The following is a 14,237-nucleotide window of genomic DNA, read 5'->3' on the forward strand; positions in this document are numbered from 1 at the left end:
TACAGCAACGGTAGCGGTGAAGATGAAGTCCTTTCCCTCTCCAATCTGCTCAACGCCGATTTCTGGACGGGAAACGATGTCTAAGCCGGATTCCTTGGCAGCTGCAGGATAATGAGTATCCAAAATGTTGTTAATCGCTGCATCGTAGAAAACCTGTGGGCCATAATGCTGCTCAATCATCTTCTTTGTAGCTTTTCCTTTACGGAAGCCGGGAATGTTGTAACGTGTCTTAGTCTTCTGGTAAGCCTGTTCTACAGCCTGAGCAAAGTCCTCTGCGGATACATCTACTGTAATCTTTGCCATATTCTTTTCTAGATTTTCTACCTTTACGCTCATTGCGCATACCTCCAAAACTTTTCTCTTATAATTTAAAAACCGCCTTTGCTGGGCTTTCGAGGGTAAAGTATAGCATTGAACGGACATTTCTGCAATAAAAAGAAGAAAAAGCCTGCTTTAATCCTTTAATTTAAGATTGGAAAGCTCCTTTGCAAAACTGAGTTCTGCATTGGAATATCCTCTTTCCCCGGTAAGTTCCTCGGAAAACCAGTCTAAGGGCTGAAAAGAAAGAGCCTCCTCCTCGGAAGAAAACTCCACTTCCGCATAACAAAGTCCCTCCAGCTCTCCCTGAAATATATCCAATTCTACGGTATAAGCTCCATGGGGTATGGTATACCTGAACTTTCGTATCACCCTTCCCTCTGTCTTTCCAATCAAGGTCTCATAGGCTTCCTTTGTTAAGGGCAGGTTATACTCCTCTCTGGAAAGTCTCCCCCTTCCTTTATAGCAAAAGATGTACTCCTCCTGCTTCTGCCCTTCGGAAATACCGGCTTTCTCATTCTTGTCAGAAATGCTGCTTCCCTCTTTTTCGCCGGAAATACTGTCCACCTCTTCTCCACCGAAAATGCTGCTTTCCTTCCGAATACGAAGGGTAGGATTTTGGCATAGATAGGCTTGTTCCAGAAGTTTACAAGGAAAATGCTTATAGTCCTTTGGAAGTTTTCGAACCCTCCATTTTCTTTCGATTTCCTGTCCCATATTACTCCTCATCCTGTATTCATCGTCATATAGCCGCTTGTTCCATACTGTATGGATTCCACATAAAGCATAGCTTTCCACCAAAAAAGCCGGGCCTAAAGCCCGGCTTTAAAGTCTTATTCTTCAGATGCTGCCTCAACGTCTACGTCAGCTACATCTCCTTCCTCTTCAGGAAGAAGAGCCTTGATAGAAAGAGAAATCTTATGGTTGTCTACGTCTAAATCAACCACTCTTGCTTCGATTTCCTGTCCGGGCTCAAGAACATCGGATGGCTTGTTCACATGATCCTTAGAAATCTGAGAAACATGTAATAAAGCATCGATTCCCTTGTCTAACTCGATAAATGCACCGAAGTCAGTCATTCTTGCAACTCTACCGGTAACGATTTCGCCTACGGCATACTTGCTCTCTGCATCCTTCCATGGGTTCTCGTTCGGGAACTTTCTGGTTAATGCAATTCTCTCTCCGCTGATTTCCTTAACCAGAACTTCTACTTCCTGTCCCGGCTTAAAGAGCTTCTTCGGATTCTCGATTCTTCCCCAGCTCATCTCGGAGATGTGAAGAAGTCCGTCTGCACCGCCAAGGTCGATGAATGCACCGAAGTCGGTAAGATTCTTAACCACACCGGTACGGATATCTCCTTCCTTTAACTCAGAGAAGAGCTTGTCATGCTGCTCTTTCTTCATAGCAGACATAATCTGCTTTCTGTCTCCAATAATTCTTCTCTTGGCTGGATTGAACTCGGTAATAACAAACTGAATGTCCTGTCCCTGATACTTGTTTAAATCTCTCTCAAAGCTATCGGATACTAAGGAAGCGGGAACGAAAATTCTTGCTCCGTCCACTTCTACATTCAATCCGCCCTTAACAACCTGTACTACCTTACCGGTAAGAATAGCATTCTCTTCAAATGCCTTTCTTAACTCCTCGGAAGCCTTAGACTGAAGAGCATCTCTGTGGGAAAGAACGACCTGACCTTCACCGTCATTGACCTTCTTAACCTTACACTCAATCTCGTCTCCTACAGATACTACTGTAGTTAAGTCTAATTGGTTGTCTGCACTGTAATCACTTCTGGTCATAATTCCATCGGACTTGTATCCGATGTTCAGTGCGATCTCATCCGGCTTCACACTGATAACAGTTCCTGTAACGATTTCCCCCGCATGAACCGACTTTAATGATTCCTCAAGCATTTGTTCAAAACTCATTTCTGACATAAGTTAGAACCTCCTCTATTATTTCTTTTGGGGTGCTTGCCCCTGCTGTGATACCTACGTTGCGAATCGCTTCATCCGAGTTGAATTTAAGATCTTTCACCGTTTGTATCAGCTGGGTATTAGGGCATATCGCCCGGCATATCTCAAATAACTTCTTTGTGTTAGATGAACTGCTTCCACCAATCACCACCATGGCGTCGGATCGTCCAGCTAATTCCTTTGCTTCTGACTGCCTTTCGAAAGTTGCGTTGCAAATCGTATTGATAACAGAAACATGATACCCCTTTTTTTTAAAAAGTGCAAGAACTAGTTTGAATTTATCAATATGAAAAGTAGTTTGGGCCACTACAAAGATTTCCTGCCCCTCTCCATCCGGCAGTGCCTCCACCTCTTCTATGCCTTTTAGAGCCGTCACGTCTCCCTTTCCCCAGCCTAGGATTCCCTGCACTTCGGGATGCTCCGGATCACCCATTACAATGACTCTTTCTCCCTTTTCACTGTGCTCCCGTACAAGACGCTGAATCTTTCGTACATAGGGACAGGAGCTGTCCACAATTTCGATATCTTTACCCTGAAGCAGTTTGTAAATCTCTTCCCCTACCCCATGGGCGCGAATCACCAAAATTCCTTTTTCCAAACGGGACAGCTCTTCCTTTGTCTTTAAAAGCTTAACCCCTCTGTCCTCCAGGGCTTTTACCACCTGCTCGTTATGCACTATGGCTCCATAGGTATAAATCGGTCTTCTCTCCGACTCATCCTTCTTCTCTTCCTCGGAAAGAACGCGATAGACCGCATCCACAGCCCGTTCCACCCCAAAGCAAAAGCCTGCACTTTTCGCCAGGACCGCCTCCATTTTATTCCTCACTTCCCACACAATAGCTTAACATCTTATCCACAACTTCAGAAATAGACAAAGTACTGCTATCGATTTCAATGGCATCCTCCGCCTTTTTCAAGGGGGCAATGGCCCTGGTGCTGTCTCTGTGATCTCTTTCCTTTACTTCCATAAGCACCTGTTCAAGGCTGATTTTTTCTCCCTTTTCCAAAAGCTCCTTCCAGCGTCTTTCTGCCCGAATTTCGGGAGAAGCGGTTAAATAGAACTTTTTATTTGCCTTCGGCAAAACCACCGTACCGATATCTCTTCCATCCATTACACAGGAATGCTCTTTGGCTACATTTCTCTGTAAATCCAGCAGTTTTTCCCGAACACAGCCGTATTGAGAAATCATAGAGGCTCCCTGTCCCAGCTCCGGAGTACGAATGTAGTCCGTACAATCCTCTTTGTTACAAAAAACCTTCTGCTTTTCCCCTTCGTATGCCAAGTCCACCTGTAGGGCAGGAAGCGCTTCTTCTATACTTTTTTCCGCCGTAAAAGGAATTCCTTTTTCGGCAATTCCATAAGCAAGGCCACGATACAGCGCTCCGGTATCTACATAATAAAAGCCCAGGCTTTTCGATAGTAATTTTGCAATGGTGGATTTGCCCGCCCCTGCAGGTCCGTCTATGGCTATTGTATATGGCATGTGTTCTTCCTTTCTTTTTTCTGAAAAGCTTTGTCTTACAAACGCTTATCAAAGGTCTCTTCTCTACAGCTTCATCTTACCGCTCTACTTATAGCTCTACTTATAGCTTTTCTTATTATTTTTTTATTGCATTTTTACTGCTCTTCTTTTAGGGATCTTCCTGCGGATTGTCCTGCTAAAACACCGGTGGAGATGGCGATTTGCATATTAAAGCCTCCGGTATAGGCATCCAGATCCACTACCTCCCCCGCAAAGTAAAGTCCCGGAACCTTCTTGGCCTCAAGACTTTTCTTGGAAAGCTCCGTGGTTTCCACGCCCCCCTTGGTGACTATGGCTTCCGGAAAGCCTCCCAGCCCCTGCACTGTAAAAGGGAAGCTGTGAAAGAGATTTAAAATCTTCCTTCGTTCCTCTTTCTTCAGCTCCGAGCTTTTTTTCTCTAAAGACACGTCCTGCTTTTCCAAGCGTTTCAAGAAAATGGGATAAAGCTGAGCAGGAAGATAGGATTTTAAAAGCTGATAGAGCTTTTCCTTTCCCTTGCTTTCACAGTCTCTTAGGAAAAAGCTGTCAAACTGCTCCTGTCCCATTTCCGCCTTAAGGTCAATAGCGATTTGATAGCTTCCCATAGGAGCTTCTGAAATTTCCGGACTTAGGGCTGCACTGGCGGATAAAACCACCGGTCCTAATAGGCTGTTCTTTTGAAAATATAATTCTCCGGTCTTTTCGTAGAGGCATTTCCCCTTTTCATTTAAGATTTTCAGACCGATATGCTTTAGCTTCAGACCGGAAAGCGGGTACACATCCTCCTCCAAAACCTCCATTTTCACCAAAGAGGGGTAGGTTTTCGTCACCTCTATGGAAAAGGCCTTGGCAAAGTCGTAGCCGTCTCCCGTGGAGCCCGTAGAGGGATAGCTTAGTCCTCCGGTGGCGATAATAACTTTCTTTACTTCCACCTCCGGAAAATTTCCCTTAATCAGAAAGACATCTCCCTTTTTCCTGATAGAGTCCACCTTTTTATTCAGGCAGACCTTTACCCCTTCCCTTTGTAGAGCCTTCTTCATCCCGTCTGTTAGAGAAAAGGCCTTATTGCTCTCCGGGAAAATGCGGCCTCCCCGCTCTTCCTTCAGCGCACAGCCATTTTTTTCCATAAAGGCAATAGCATCCTGATTGTTAAAGTTCCGAAAGGTCCCCATAAAAAACCGGGGATTTCGAAGGATTTTCTCCATAAAAATGCTCTCCTCACAGGAATTGGTCCAGTTTCCCCTTCCTTTCCCTGTGATAAAAAGCTTCTTCCCCAGCTTTTCATTTTTTTCGAAAAGAACGACCTCTCGATTTCCGGCCTCCTTTTTCCCATAGATGGCCGCCATCATCCCCGCCGGTCCTCCGCCTATGACAAGAATGTCCATAGCCCTCACTTTCTCTTCCTACATCTTGGAAAGGAAGTCATTTTCTCCCTTTCCAAGACAATCCTTCCTATTTCAAGAAGGCTTTTCTGCTGCAAAATATTTATACCGATAAAACAAACATATTGTAAATCGCCTTAATCGCCGCATTGAAGTCTTCGTTTTTCACACCGATAATGATGTTGTACTCGGAAGATCCCTGGTCAATCATCTTGATATTGATGTACTCATGAGCAAGAGCAGAGAAAATACGACCTGCCACACCTCTAGAGGACTTCATGCCTCTTCCTACAACGGCAATCAAAGATAAATCCGCTTCCAATTCAATCAGATCCGGATTCACTGCTCTTTGAATCCCCTGTAACACCTTCTGTTCATGGGATTCCAGCTCCTCCTGATGAATGAACAATGTTAAGGTATCGATACCGGATGGGGTATGCTCTACGGAAATACCGTTCTCCTCGATTACGGAAAGCACCTTACGGATAAATCCGATTTCAGCATTCATCATGGCTTTTTCAATGTTGATGGAGCAGAAATTCTTCTTTCCGGCAATTCCGGTGATGATAAATCTGGGCTTTTTCAGGGTATTGGCCACAATCATGGTGCCGTGATCCTGAGGTGCATTGGTATTTTTGATCTGGATGGGAATTCCCTCTTTTCGTACCGGGAAAATGGCATCCTCGTGGAGAACACCGGCTCCCATATAGCTAAGCTCTCGTAATTCTCTATAGGTGATATAATCAATAACTTCCGGATTTTTCACAATGCGAGGATCCGCCACCAAAAAGCCGGATACATCGGTCCAGTTTTCATAAAGATCCGCATGAACCGCCGCAGCAATCAAAGAGCCGGTAACATCGGAGCCTCCTCTGGAGAAGGTAATGGTTGCTCCCTCCCCATTGGCTCCGTAGAAGCCGGGGATTACCGCATAGTCCAAGTCCTTTAAGACTTCTCTGGACATCATCTCCGTTTTTTCAAAATCGCAGCTTCCGTCCTCTAAAAAGAAAATCATATCTTTGGCATCCACAAAGGGAAAGCCCAAGAAATCCGCCATACACTTGGCGTTCAAATATTCTCCCCGGGATGCGGCATAGTCTCTGCTCTCTCCTGCCAGAAGCTTCTCGTAAATCTCCTGAAAGTCAGCCTCCAGAGAAATGGACAAATCCAAATCAGAAATAATATCCCGAAAACGATTTTTAATCTTCTCTAAAATTTCCTCTGCGCCGGACTTATTCTGTACCGCATCATATAAAGACAGCAACAAATCCGTCACCTTCGTATCCTTATCATTTCGTTTTCCCGGTGCGGAAACCACAATATAGTGTCTGTCCCGATCCTCCATAACGATTTCTTTTACCTTACGAAACTGTTCTCCGCTGGCGCAGGAGCTTCCTCCGAATTTTGCAATTTTCAGCATCCCTTTTTCCTTCTCTCTTTTATACTTTCCTTCGTTTCAAATTTTTTTATATTTCTAGCTTACCTCTCTCTAAACTTATATGCCCATCTTCCCGCCTTCCACGGAAAATCCCTGATAAGAATAGAAAAAGAATGGGGAAATTGTATCATTTCCCCATTCATAAAACAAGGTATAGAGGGCTCAGTTTTCACTCTCCTGCCTTTTCTAAGACAATTCTATATTCCTCTATCCTATTTCCTTACTCATTTCGGATAGCTGCAAGAGGACTTAGCTTCATGGCTCTTACAGAGGGGAAATAACCGGATAACATACCCACCAGCATGGCAAAGCCGATAGCAAAAAGAGCAAGCCAAGCCGGAATCAGGGAAAGCTGTCCTTCTCCGCCATTGGTAAAGCCGCTCAGCACATCGCTTCCTCCGCCGCCGGTTAAGCTGTTAATAATCGCGGAAATTCCGTAGCTTAAGGCAATGCCGATTAAGCCTCCGAAAAATCCGATAAGAGCGGATTCTGTCAGGAACATATTTCGAATATCTCCCATATCACAGCCCAAAACCTTCATTACACCGATTTCCTTGGTTCTTTCGAAAATGGACATCATCATGGTGTTCATGATTCCGATGGCTGCAACCAGTAAGGAAACTGCACCGATTCCTCCCAAAACCATTTGAACCATGTTGATGGAGTCCTGGCTTTGCTTTAACCATTCCAGGTTAGAGTATGCGGAGTACCCCATATCCGTAATCGTCTTCTGAACCTCGGATACATTTTTCATATCATCTACGAAAACATAGGCTTCATCGTAGACATAGTAACGAAGAGGCTTTCCGTTCTTTCCCGTCTTAGGATCCGGAACCAGGTCCTTCTTATAAATCTTTTTTAAAAACGCCTTCAGGGTGTCAATATCCGCATAGGCGTACATGGATTCCTCGCTGTAATCCTCTGCAGTTCCTTCCATGATACCGGCTGTCTTAAGAATGTATTTTTTCTGAGGCTTATTGTTTGCTGTCTCCGGCTGGTCTTTGCTGACTCCGTTAGGATTGGATACCTGCTTTTCCGGGAAAATGTAGAAAATAGTATCCTTCATAGGGTTGGCCACATAACTGTCTTGCCAGTTCTTCACCTTATGAAAGGAGCTTCCTACCGTATTGCCGTAAACCAATGTCAGTTCAGAATCTCCGGCAGGAGGTGTAGTTCCCTCCTTTAATTTCATCTGGGAAAAATACGCCTGAGAAACCCCCCGAATACTATAATTGGCCTCATAGGCTCCGAATTTTGCGGTAATCGGCACCTCCAGGGACGGGGAAACACCGGTTACATGGGGGATAGTCTCCAATTGCTTCAGGCTGTCATCCGTCAGCTGTACCGCCGCTTTTTTACCGGTATTATCCGCCATTCCTCCGTAATTACTGATGTTGATTTTTGTTAGTGACCCGGAGTTTTTAAAGGACTGCAAAAGAGATTCACTCATCCCCAGTCCCAGACTCACCATGACTACAATGGAGGAAGTACCGATGACTACACCCAAAACCGTAAGTACCGTTCGAAACTTTCTTCGTTTTAAGTTGTTAATGGCCAAGAGAAATAAATCTACTACCTTCATTTAGCTCTTCTTTCTTTTCTTACGGATAAAATAGGCGGCTCCTCCCACAACAGCAACTACTGCTCCTCCTATGCCAATACCCTTAATCGGTAGGGATGAAGTCGGTTTTGTTTCTGTAAGATCTCTGCTGGCTCCGCCCGCATCATCCATGGATTCGGCCTCCGCAGCTTCCGTTACCGTCAAAGTAATTTCGGTTTTTTCCGTGGCCTTATTTCCGTTTACATCCTCATAAGAAATCTCTACAGGAATGGTAGTCTCCCCATCCGTTGCCTTAACGGCGGAAAGCATAACATCCACGGATCCTGTTTCTCCCGGCTTAATGTTTCCTACATAAGCCGTGGTCTTTTTGATGTAGTCATTTTCAAAATTGGCGGTAACATTGTAGAGCATTACACGTCCGGTATTGTTGATACTGAACATGGCGTTGGCTTCATTGCCCACAGGCACACTGGAGGGATTAACATCAAAGTTGGAAAATCCCATTCTTGCCACCTGATTAACCGGAATATCAATATCCACCTTCTCCTCCGCATTCTTAAAGTCGGGAGAATCGTATTTTTCATTAATAGTCAAAATATAAGATTTGGGATCCACTCCCGCATTGGCCTTTACATTCAGTCTAAGCTCCGTGCTGGCTCCCGCCGCAAGGGAATTCACCACGTAGGAGTTAGATCCTTCGGAAATAGCAAACACGGTCTGTTCCTGAGCCTTTTCCGAGGTCAGGGTAAAGAGAATATTGCTTGCTGCAATGGAGCTGGATGCATTTTTCATGTTTAAAATCAAGGTGAACTCGTCTCCGGCATAAACCTTTTCCGGCTCCGTTCTGTAGGAATCCACAATGATTCTGGCCTTACTACGGTCGTTGGCATTAAAGTCTCTCAGCTTTTCCTTCTCCACATCCACCATATTGGGGTTCTTTACATTAACAAAGAAGGAGTAGGTATCCGTAACAGACACCGTACTTCCCGGCGCCAGCTTATAGCTTACCGTATAGGACAGGGGATAAAATCCGGTGGCGGCGTTTTGCTTAATGGCCATGGAATAAGCGGGAGAAATCACCTCTCCCTTCTCCACCTTGGCATAGTCTCTGTCGTAGTTGGATTCGTTAATGGAGAAGGGGAAATCCTTCACCGCCTCCGCCTTTGCCGCAGCGGTAAGCTGTACGGCTTCCTTTTCTGCCAAAGACATATTCATCTTAATCTTTACATCATACAGGGTCTTTCCGCTTTGGTTTCGGAAATTCACGTTGTAATTCATCGCATTGGGATAGGTTCCCACAGGGGTACTTTGATTCTCTCCCACCACAAAGGCTTGAGCCACTGTCTTAGTTCCGGAATCCTTCACCTCTCCGCTTTCCGTGATGAAAACGTTAACAAACTCGGTTTTATTCTGGGTTTGGCTAGCTCCCGGAACATCATACCAAATGGTAAAGGGTACGCCGAAGTAACCGTCACTGGTATTTCCGCTGCTGTCCTTCATCTTCAATGCATCGGAACGGACATTCACCTTAAAGGATAACTCCTTATACTCTCCTTTCTTGAGGCTTCCCAATTTCTGCTCCTGGGTGAAAAGAGAAGCATTCACTTCGAAGGGGTAGACTCCTCCATCCACCGGATAAACATAGTTCAAACCGTTGTTATAGGCATTGTTTTTTCCGGCCTTGTAGCCCTCTTCCCAGGCATCCTTCTGTGCCTCGCCCTGCTCATCTTCATCGGAAGAATCCTTGTAGGGATTGTTCTTTTGTGTCTTTTGGGGACTGTTCTGGGTCGTCAGATAGCTTTGGTCGTTGGATAAACGCACTCTTACATTATTAATCACATCGGAATTGGGATTACTTAAACCGTTTAAGCCGTTGTAACCGATACGAACCTTCACTTCCATTTCCTGCCCCGGATAGCCTGTGGGCACATCCTGCACATCATGAATAAAGGTATTTAGATTAGTATTCACATAGCCGGCATAGCTTCTTTGACTAAAAAACGGAAGCATAAGGCTAAGACACAAAAAGAGTGAAAACAGGGTTTTCCCCATGTTTTTCTTTCTATCGACTGTCTTGGCGGAAACCTTAGACATCTTCTTACTACTGTTTCTTATCTCTTTCATCTTGCTTCTCCTTCTTACTGCTTCGTCGCTTTATCCTTTATCTTTGGAGCGTTTTGATTCTCCTGCCCTGCTTCCTCCGGCTTCTCCACTACAGTATAGGGCGGAGCACCATTTTCCCGTAAAATCTCTTCTTCGATTTTGCTTTCTTTCCGAATAACGGTTTCTACAATCCTTCCGTCCACCACTCTTAACTGTCGGTCAGCCCAGGATGCAATATGGGGATCATGGGTAACCATAATCAGAGTTTTTCTTTGCTTTTCTACAATGTTTCGCATCAAGGCCAAAACCTCTTCGGTGGTATGGGAATCCAGGTTTCCGGTAGGCTCGTCCGCAAAAATAATTTCCGGATCAATCACTAAGGCCCTGGCTATACCCACTCTTTGCTGCTGTCCTCCGGACATCTGGTTGGGAGAACGGTTGGCTTCCTTTCCGATGTTCATAAGCTCCAGATATTCCAAAGCCTTTTTGTTTCTTTCCTCTTTGGAAACCCCTCGAAACATCAGTGGCATAGCAACATTTTCCATAGCATTCAGAAAGGGAATCAGGTTGTAGCTTTGGAAAATGAAGCCTACATGCATCCTTCGAAAAGCCACCAGCTGTTTCTCATTCATTTTTTCAATGGACTCTCCGGTAATGGTGATGCTGCCCTTACTGGGCTTTTCCAGACCTGCCAGCATATTCAGGCAGGTTGACTTTCCGGAACCTGAGGTACCCACAATGGCAATGAATTCGCCCTGATAGATGTCAAAGTTCAATCCGTTTAAGGCATATACCTCCGTATCACCTATCTTGAATATTTTATATAAATCCCTCACGGAAATAATGGGTTCCATTTTTTTCCTTTCTATGCGAAAAGCCTACTTTCCCTAATACTAAGCTAGTATAGAGGATAGCCCCTTACTACGCAATGAGAATGTTTTCACAACGATAAAACCGCTTCTTCTGATAGGACAAAAGAAGCGGCATCACCGTTACAATATTTGTAAAAAACTTTATTTTAATGCATTTTTTTCTTTTTCTACGGAATTGAACTTGGGAACCAAAACTTCCTTGCCACCCATATATGGCTGTAAAGCCTTAGGAATGGTTACCGTTCCGTCTTCCTGTAAATGGTTCTCCAGGAAAGCAATCAGCATTCTGGGGGGTGCCACGCAGGTATTGTTTAAGGTAAAGGCTAAATGATTCTTTCCATCTGCGCCCTTAACACGTATCTTTAAACGTCTTGCCTGTGCATCTCCCAAGTTGGAGCAGGAACCTACCTCAAAATACTTCTTCTGTCTGGGAGACCAAGCCTCCACGTCACAGGACTTAACCTTCAAATCTGCCAAATCTCCGGAACAACATTCCAGTGTTCTTACAGGGATATCCAGACTTCTGAAAAAGTCTACAGTGTTCTGCCAAAGCTTGTTATACCAGTCCATAGCCTCTTCCGGCTCACAAACTACAATCATTTCCTGCTTTTCAAACTGATGGATACGATAAACACCTCTCTCCTCTATACCGTGAGATCCCTTTTCCTTTCTGAAGCAGGGAGAGTATGAGGTTAAGGTCAAAGGAAGGGATTCTACCGGTAAAATCTGATCGATAAAGCGTCCAATCATGGAGTGCTCGGAGGTACCGATTAAGTAAAGGTCTTCTCCCTCAATCTTATACATCATGGCATCCATTTCCGCAAAAGACATTACGCCGTCCACAACCTTGGAACGAATCATATAGGGAGGAATCACATAGGTGAAGCCCCTGTCAATCATAAAGTCTCTGGCATAAGAAAGCACTGCGGAATGAAGTCTTGCCACATCTCCTACCAGATAATAGAAGCCGTTACCGGCTACTCTTCCCGCTGCATCTAAGTCCAAGCCGGAAAAGCTGTCCATAATATCCGCATGGTAAGGTATGGGGTAGGATGGAACCACAGGCTCCCCGAAACGCTCATTCTCCACGTTGCAGGAATCGTCCTTTCCGATAGGTACGGAGAGGTCAATGATGTTCGGAATAACCATCATTCTTTTTAAAATTTCTTCCTGTAAAGCCGGCTCCTTTTCCTCTAATTCTGCCAGTCTCTGGGAGAATGTAGCTACCTCTTCTTTAGCCTTTTCCGCTGCTTCCTTCTCTCCCTTCGCCATCAAAGCTCCGATTTGCTTGGAAACCTGATTCTTTTTACTACGAAGCTCATCCGCTTCCATCTGCACCTTTCTGGCTTCCACATCCAGAGAAATAACCTCATCCACAAGATTCAGCTTCTCATCTTGGAACTTCTTTCTTATATTCTCTTTAACAATTTCAGGATTTTCTCTCACAAATTTAATATCCAGCATTCTCTGACCCTCCTTTATTTTATTACCTTACTATAAACTGTCCCCTAGGCATTTTCAAGAACCTTATTAAAACTCTTTACCCGTTCTCCAATTTCGTCTTTCTTTCCGAATACGGAGGAGCCTGCCACAATAAAGTTGGCTCCTGCTTCCAGAATCGGAGAAATATTGTCCAATTTTACTCCCCCGTCTACACCGATTTCCAAAGGAAGATTTCTCTCTTCCGCCATTTTCCGCAGTCTTTTAATCTTATCAAGGGTATAGGAGATGAAACTTTGTCCCCCAAAACCGGGATTTACGGACATAATCAAAATATAGGGACAAATAGGAAGGATTTCTTCTATCGTGGATAAGGATGTGGCAGGATTTAGAGCCACTCCCCCTTCCATCCCAAGCTCTCTGATAGCCTGTAAAGAACGGTCCAAATGCTTTACCGCCTCCACATGGACGGAAACTCTGTCTGCTCCCGCCTTTTTGTAGTCGGCAAAGAAATAGTCCGGCTCTTCCACCATGAGATGCACATCAAAAAAGGCCTTGGACTTATTCCGTAAGGCGGAAACAATTCCAGCTCCATAGGAAATATTGGGCACAAAATGCCCGTCCATAATGTCAAAATGAAAGCTTTTCGCACCTGCAGCCTCAGCTAAAGCCACATCCTCCTGTAAGGCGGAAAAGTCTGCCGCCAATATAGACGGGGATAATCGATTTTTCACGGAAACCTCCTTAATAATTCTTTCTTTCCTGTACAATCTCCTGATATAAGCTTTTGTAACTTTCGTAACGCTCCGGGGCAATCTCTCCCTTTTCCACCGCCTGCTTTACTCCGCAATCCTGCTTCTTCTCTCCCAAATGGTAGCAGGTATTATAGCGGCAGGACTGCCGATACTCTTCAAACTCCGGATAGAAATACCGCAGATTCTCGGGAGAGATATCCGGTGGAAATAAAGAGGTGAAACCGGGAGTATCCAAGACATAGCTGTCTTCTCCCAGAGAGAAAAATTCCGCATGTCTTGTGGTATTCTTTCCTCTTTTGATTTTTTCCGAAAGACTTCCTGTCTCCATCCTCCTGTCTTCCAGTAGTAGATTAATCATACTGGACTTTCCCACACCGGAGGGTCCGGAAAAAACAGTGGTTTTTCCCTTTAAAAGCTTGAGGATCTCCTCCCGGTCTTCTTTCGTATTACTTTGGAAAAAATAAACGGGAATGCCTGCTTTTTCATAGATACTCTGCATTTTCTCCCGATAATCCGCTTCACATTCCGATAGCAAATCTCTCTTATTAAAGAAAAGCATACAGGGAATTTCTCTTGCCTCCAGGTGCAAAAGAAAACGGTCAATTAAGGGGAAGGAGGGCTCCGGTTCCTTCACCGCAAAAACCAGTGCCGCCTGGTCAATATTACTCACTAAGGGGCGAATCAATTCATTTTTCCGAGGGAGAATCCTTAGAATCTGCCCCACCATTTCTTTTTCCGTGTCAGGAACCTCTTCCACTTCCACCATGTCTCCTACCAGGGGCTTTTCTTTCTTATTTCGAAAAAGCCCCTTGGCATGACATTCAAAGACTCCCGACTTGGTATCCACATAATAAAATCCGCCGATGCCTTTAATTATCTTACCTGTCATC

Annotated in this window: 13 protein-coding genes; all 13 read right to left on the reverse strand. The window is 44.7% G+C overall.

Features of this window, described 5'->3' with window-relative positions:
* Window positions 1-336: trigger factor family protein (locus tag RDQ32_RS02850; RefSeq protein ID WP_308579055.1), on the reverse strand; the 336-nt coding region annotated here is incomplete at its 3' end.
* A gap of 117 nt (window positions 337-453) precedes the next feature.
* Complete coding sequence (locus RDQ32_RS02855; RefSeq protein ID WP_308579056.1) at window positions 454-1,035, reverse strand: adenylate cyclase; 582 nt, start codon at window positions 1,033-1,035, stop codon at window positions 454-456.
* 116 nt (window positions 1,036-1,151) lie between these two features.
* The gene (gene rpsA, locus RDQ32_RS02860; protein ID WP_007155937.1) at window positions 1,152-2,255 is read right to left on the reverse strand and encodes a 30S ribosomal protein S1; all 1,104 of its coding nucleotides are present in this window, start codon (window positions 2,253-2,255) and stop codon (window positions 1,152-1,154) included.
* Entirely contained in the window at window positions 2,236-3,108 is an 873-nt protein-coding gene (gene ispH / locus RDQ32_RS02865; protein ID WP_304069634.1) for a 4-hydroxy-3-methylbut-2-enyl diphosphate reductase, read from the reverse strand. The genes rpsA and ispH overlap by 20 nt, the downstream gene beginning before the upstream one ends.
* A 1-nt stretch (window position 3,109) precedes the next feature.
* Window positions 3,110-3,778, reverse strand: coding sequence for a (d)CMP kinase (gene cmk / locus RDQ32_RS02870; RefSeq protein ID WP_007155935.1), 669 nt, complete (start codon window positions 3,776-3,778; stop codon window positions 3,110-3,112).
* Between the two features lie 134 nt (window positions 3,779-3,912).
* Entirely contained in the window at window positions 3,913-5,181 is a 1,269-nt protein-coding gene (locus tag RDQ32_RS02875; protein ID WP_308579083.1) for an NAD(P)/FAD-dependent oxidoreductase, read from the reverse strand.
* A gap of 100 nt (window positions 5,182-5,281) precedes the next feature.
* Window positions 5,282-6,598, reverse strand: a complete 1,317-nt coding sequence (locus RDQ32_RS02880) for an aspartate kinase (protein WP_007155933.1) — start codon at window positions 6,596-6,598, stop codon at window positions 5,282-5,284.
* Window positions 6,599-6,836: 238 nt separating this feature from the next.
* Window positions 6,837-8,198 carry an ABC transporter permease gene (locus RDQ32_RS02885; protein WP_007155932.1) on the reverse strand — a complete coding sequence of 454 codons (1,362 nt, stop codon included), beginning with the start codon at window positions 8,196-8,198 and terminating at the stop codon, window positions 6,837-6,839.
* On the reverse strand, window positions 8,199-10,301 hold the full coding sequence (locus tag RDQ32_RS02890) for a hypothetical protein (protein WP_308579057.1): 2,103 nt from the start codon (window positions 10,299-10,301) through the stop codon (window positions 8,199-8,201). It lies immediately after the preceding gene.
* 14 nt (window positions 10,302-10,315) lie between these two features.
* Entirely contained in the window at window positions 10,316-11,134 is an 819-nt protein-coding gene (locus RDQ32_RS02895; RefSeq protein ID WP_308579058.1) for an ABC transporter ATP-binding protein, read from the reverse strand.
* 159 nt (window positions 11,135-11,293) lie between these two features.
* On the reverse strand, window positions 11,294-12,616 hold the full coding sequence (serS, locus tag RDQ32_RS02900; protein ID WP_308579059.1) for a serine--tRNA ligase: 1,323 nt from the start codon (window positions 12,614-12,616) through the stop codon (window positions 11,294-11,296).
* A gap of 44 nt (window positions 12,617-12,660) precedes the next feature.
* Window positions 12,661-13,326, reverse strand: a complete 666-nt coding sequence (gene rpe / locus RDQ32_RS02905; RefSeq protein ID WP_040648472.1) for a ribulose-phosphate 3-epimerase — start codon at window positions 13,324-13,326, stop codon at window positions 12,661-12,663.
* Window positions 13,327-13,336: 10 nt separating this feature from the next.
* Window positions 13,337-14,236, reverse strand: a complete 900-nt coding sequence (gene rsgA, locus RDQ32_RS02910) for a ribosome small subunit-dependent GTPase A (RefSeq protein ID WP_007155927.1) — start codon at window positions 14,234-14,236, stop codon at window positions 13,337-13,339.
* Window position 14,237 lies beyond the last annotated feature (1 nt).

Source organism: uncultured Oribacterium sp., from assembly GCF_902481605.1.
Classification (GTDB): domain Bacteria; phylum Bacillota; class Clostridia; order Lachnospirales; family Lachnospiraceae; genus Oribacterium; species Oribacterium sinus.